Source organism: Caldovatus sediminis (assembly GCF_014644455.1).
GTDB lineage: Bacteria > Pseudomonadota > Alphaproteobacteria > Acetobacterales > Acetobacteraceae > Caldovatus > Caldovatus sediminis.
Window position 1 is genome coordinate 1 of the sequence record NZ_BMKS01000034.1, and the last position, 4,590, is coordinate 4,590.

Here is a 4,590-nt window from a genome sequence, read left to right on the forward strand (position 1 = left end):
TCGAGCGCGACCGTCACCCCGTCCCAGGGCCGCAGCCGCAGCGCCGAGAGGTTCGCGGGGAATGCCACCTCGCGCTGGCGGCGGATCCGCTCCAGTTCGGCCTTCATCAGCCGCTGGACGGTCGCGACCGCGGTCGTCAGCGGGAATTCGAGGTCGCGGTAGATCGCCTCACCGCCATCCTCGGCGACGTAGTTCGCGGCGAGCAGCGGCGGCGCGTCGGTCGGCTGCCAGTTCTTCGCCGGGTCGACGTAGACGGCGCGGACGCCGTTGAAGAGATCCCGCCGCGGCCGACTGCCCTGGATGGTGACGTCGCCGCGCAGGTCGTCCGCGGTGAGCGTGGCGGCCGGCAGCGCGGGCCCGCCGGCATGGATGAAGAACCGCCCGCCCGAGACCACCAGCGCGCCGGCCATGGCGGCGACGAGCTTGCGGGTGATGGCGATCTTGCCCTCGCCGAGCGAGACGCGGCCGTTCACGGTGTAGCGTCGCTCGGTGACGCCGGCCCGGGTGCCGATCAGCTCGTCGCAGATGTTGGCCGCGGCGCTCAGGGCGGGGATGTCGATGTCGTCCCAGGACGCCTTCCAGCCGAAGGGCGCGGTCAGGTACCAGGCGAGGCAGAGCGCCGGGTTGTCCGACCAGCCGGTCGCGCCGGTGCGCGGATCCAGGATGGTGTCGGCGCCCTCGACGAGGGCGGCGATGTTCGGCGGGCCGGCGGGGAAGGCCTCGGCGGTGATCTTGAGGCGGACGGCGACGTAGGCGCGTCCGCGGCCGCGGTGGTCCGCGGTCCACTTGCCGCCGGTCTCGGCGATCAGGTTGGCGTTGGCCGCCTGGTCGGGGTCGCCCAGGTGGCGGTCGATGCGCACCAGGCCGGCGAACCTGCTGTCGGTCGCCAGCGTGTCGCCGAGCCAGACATCGCCGATGGCGCGGACGCGGTGCGCGGCGAGCACCACGACGGCGTAGAACCAGCCATCGGCGCGGCCGGCCTCGTCGGTCGCGGAGTGGAGGAAGACGATCGGGCCGCCGACCTTGCAGCGGCCGAAGACGATCTGGTGCTCGGTGATCGGCTGGCGGAAGGACTGGGTGCGGCCGGCGCCGGGCGCGCTGGGATCGTCGCCCGGGCGGAGCGAGGTCGAGGGTGCGGTGGGGCGCTTCGCCGGGAAGACCGCGTTGCCGAGGCTGGACACGACGAACGCGGCGCCGGCGCCGACGATGGCGCCAAGGATGCCGCCGCCGACCGCGGCGGAGGCAACGCCGCCGGCGACGACGGCGATCAAGGGAACGGCGGCGGGCATCTCAGCCGATCCTCCAGGCGGTGGTGCAGGCGGTGAGCGGGGCGCGGAGCAAGCCGCGCGGGCCGACGAAGGCGGCGCGACCGGCATCGAGCACCACGCCGAGGCGGTCGGGATCGGGCGCGAGGACGACGTCGCCCATGCGGGCCAGCAGCGGCGCCACGCGCGGGAAGCCGGCGCTGTCGGCGGTGGCGACCAGATCGGGCTGCACCCGGAAGGCAGGCCGCTCCCCCGTCACCGCCTCCACCGCCGCCAGCGCGAAGCGGCCGCAGTTCCAGCGATGCGCGTCGAAGGGGCGCGTGTCGACCGCCGACAGCAGGGCTGCCAGCCGCACCGCCCAGTCCGGCCGCCGCGTCACTAGGCGGGCAGCCGGATCTCCGCCTCCTGCAGGGCGGGGACGTATTCGAAGAAGCGGTCGCCCGGGTACTCGGCCTGCTGGTCGGCGTCGGTGTAGCGGCGCACCTCGGCGCGCTCGAGGTCGACGAGCCGGCTCTCGCAGGTGAGCGCGACCCGCGGCTCGGCGCCGTCGGTCACCTCCATCGTGTCCATCAGCCCGGCCCAGAGCGGGAACGGGTCGGCGACGAAGGCACCCTCGGCGTCGAGCAGGGCGCCCCAGAGCCGGGCCGGCCGCAGCCGGAAGCTCCGCTCGGCGAGTGCGATGTCCACCACCTCCTGCGGCACCGGCGACAGCGCGAGCGTCAGCCGCACGGCGCGCAGCTCGACCGTCTCCTCGACTTCGCCGACGGCGCCGATCGAGCCCACGCCCTCGAACACCTTCCCGGCCCAGTGCAGCTGGCCGAGCCCGGTCCAGGCGCGGAAGGGGCCGGAGGCGAAGTCGAGCTCGACCAGCACGACCGGCGCGGCGACCGGCGAGGTGGCGGAGGCGGCGGCATGCGGCGACAGCCGCGGCGTGCCGTTCGTGTCGGACACTACAGAGCTTCCTCGAGGCGGATGGTGATCGCGGTGAAGCGCCCCGGCCGCGTCGGGTTGGCGGCCTCGTCGTCGGAGACGAGGCGCATGGCGACGGTGGGCTTGCTGAGCACCAGCGGCTGGTTGATCAGCAGCGCCTCGCGCAGCGGCGGCGCGATCGGGATGGTGGCGGTGCCGGCGCCCGAGGCGGTGACGGTCTCGGTGGCGATGTAGAGCCGCCCCGCCAGGCCGATCAGGTCGCCCGCGCCGACCGCGACACCGTTCGGCCACCAGCCCTGGGTCTGGATGGCCAGCGCCCCGCGCGGCGCGCCGGCGGCCAGCGCCGGGTTGCCCGAGCCCACCACGAAGCCGGTGCCGTCGGTGAAGATGGTCGCATCCGAGTAGGAGAACGGCCCGCTCGGCACGTCGCCCTGGCTCCGCGGGTCGCCGGTGCGGTACTCCCGCCGCCAGTCCCAGATGCGGACGGTGTTCACCGAACCGGCCAACGCCGCGAGCAGCCCTTCGAGGAGGCCGGCGCGGACGCGGTCGAGCGGGTCAAAGGTCGCCTGCGCGACCCAGCGCGCGCCCTCGCGCCGCAGTACCTGCGTGGCGCGCGTGACCGGCGAGACGAAGCGGGTGGTGTTGTGCTGCAGGTAGAAGGTCAGCCGCGTCGGGCGCAGCGCCTCCGGCCAGGCGTATTCGACCACGGCGGCTACCCCCGCACGGTCTCGTAGGCGCTGCCGCCGCGGCGGATGGCGTCCAGCGTCATCGCCGAGGCCTGCCGCGCGATCTGCCCGGCGAGCAGCCGCAGCCGCGCCTCGACGCCGGCATCGGCACCGCGCGCGTCGATGTTGATGGTCTGCTGGATGACCGGGCCACCTGGCGCGACGCCGTTCGGCAGCACGGTGCCGCCGCGGTCCGGCACGAACCACTCCGGGCCGCGCTCGCCGACGATGTAGGGCTGGCCCGCAGTGACGGGCCCGCCCTCGGCCCGAAAGAGCCCGCCGAGCCACGAGCCGATGCCGTCGAACCAGCTCCCGGCACCGAGGCTGGTGAGGCCGGCCGAGACGGCGTTGCCGAGCGGCTCGGTGATGGTGCGCCGCGCGATGATGCGGGCGATGTCCTGGAGGAGCCCCTCCATGACCTTGGACAGCTTCTCGCCCTTGATGATCGCGTCCTCGAAGGCGCTGGAGAAGGTGAGGCCAAGGTCGCGGACCGTGTCGGCGGTGCGTTCCGCGCCCCGCTGCACGCGCTCCTCGGCGCGTTCCAGGTCCTCCAGCGCGCGCTGCGCCTCCCGGCCGATCGTCTCGTCCGGGATCGGCCGGCCGGCGCGCTCGGCGCGCTGCACCAGGTCGGCGAGCCGCTCCAGCCGGCGCTGGTAGCGCTCGTAGGCGGTCTCGTTGTCCTGGATCAGCCGCTCGCGCTCGCGCAGCAGGTCGTTCAGCTGGCGCTCGGCCTCGCGCGCCTCCCGGGCACCCTCGTTGCTGGCGCGCCGGACCGCGGCGACGCGCGGCTCCAGCCGGCGCAGCGCCTCGTCGCGCTCCTGCAGCGCCAGGGCCTCGAGGCGGGTGCGCTCGGCGGCGGTGACCGCGCCGGCCGCCTCGGCCTCGCGCAGCCGGCGCACGCGTTCCTCGTATTCCCGGTTGATCCGGAACCGGTCGTCGAGGTCGCGGGTGAGCTCCTGGACGTCCTGCGTCGCGCGGCGGCGGCGGGCGTCGGCCGCGGCCTGGCCGGCGCGCTCCTGCTCCTCCAGGCGGCGGTTGAGCGACTCCCGCTCGGCGGTGTCGATCTCGGCGAGGGTGGCGAAGTAGTCGCGGCGCAGCTCCTCCAGCCGCGCCCGGCTGTCGACGCCGGCCTGCCGCTCGGCGGCGCCGACCAGGCCGGGGCGGATGCTGCCGCGGCGGACCGGCGCGCGCAGGCTGTCGCGGCCGTCCTGCTCGCTCTCCAGCCGACCGATCTGCGCCGAGAGCGCCTCGGCCTGGCGGCGCAGGCCGGCGAGGCGCTCGCCCTCGCCCAGCAGCCCGGCACCCTGGCGCACCCCGTCCACGGCGCGCGCCGCGGCCGACAGCGCCCGGGCCAGCGCGTTGGACAGGCCGATGGCGCGGTCGAGCTGGCCGAGGAAGTTCTCCGTGGCGGCCGTCAGCTGCCCGAAGGCGCGCCCGAGCGAGAGCGGCGCCTTGTCGAGCTCGGCGCCGAGCCGCTCGGTCGCCCGCAGCAGGGCGGGGAAGACGCGCTCGGCGGTGAGGCGGCCCTCCGAGCCGAGCTGCCGGAGCTGGCCGATGGAGACGCCGAGCTCGCGCGCCAGGCCCTCGGCCAGCAGCGGCATGGCCTCGAGGATGGAGCGCAGCTCGTCGCCCTGCAGCACGCCCGAGGCCAGCGCCTGGGCCAGCTGGAG

5 protein-coding genes are annotated in these 4,590 nt (G+C 75.4%); all 5 read right to left on the reverse strand.

Annotation, left to right across the window (positions count from 1 at the left end; translation table 11 throughout):
• The coding region (locus IEX99_RS22150) for a phage tail protein (RefSeq protein WP_229678222.1) at positions 1-1,289 on the reverse strand (1,289 nt) is incomplete at its 3' end.
• 1 nt (position 1,290) lies between these two features.
• Positions 1,291-1,644, reverse strand: coding sequence for a DUF6950 family protein (locus tag IEX99_RS22155; protein ID WP_188904400.1), 354 nt, complete (start codon positions 1,642-1,644; stop codon positions 1,291-1,293).
• Complete coding sequence (locus IEX99_RS22160) at positions 1,644-2,216, reverse strand: hypothetical protein (RefSeq protein ID WP_188904402.1); 573 nt, start codon at positions 2,214-2,216, stop codon at positions 1,644-1,646. Before IEX99_RS22160 ends, IEX99_RS22155 begins: the two co-directional genes overlap by 1 nt.
• Positions 2,216-2,902, reverse strand: a complete 687-nt coding sequence (locus tag IEX99_RS22165; RefSeq protein ID WP_188904404.1) for a hypothetical protein — start codon at positions 2,900-2,902, stop codon at positions 2,216-2,218. Before IEX99_RS22165 ends, IEX99_RS22160 begins: the two co-directional genes overlap by 1 nt.
• Before the next feature lie 5 nt (positions 2,903-2,907).
• Positions 2,908-4,590, reverse strand: a 1,683-nt coding sequence (locus tag IEX99_RS22170) for a tape measure protein (protein ID WP_188904407.1), incomplete at its 5' end; no start/stop codon positions are given.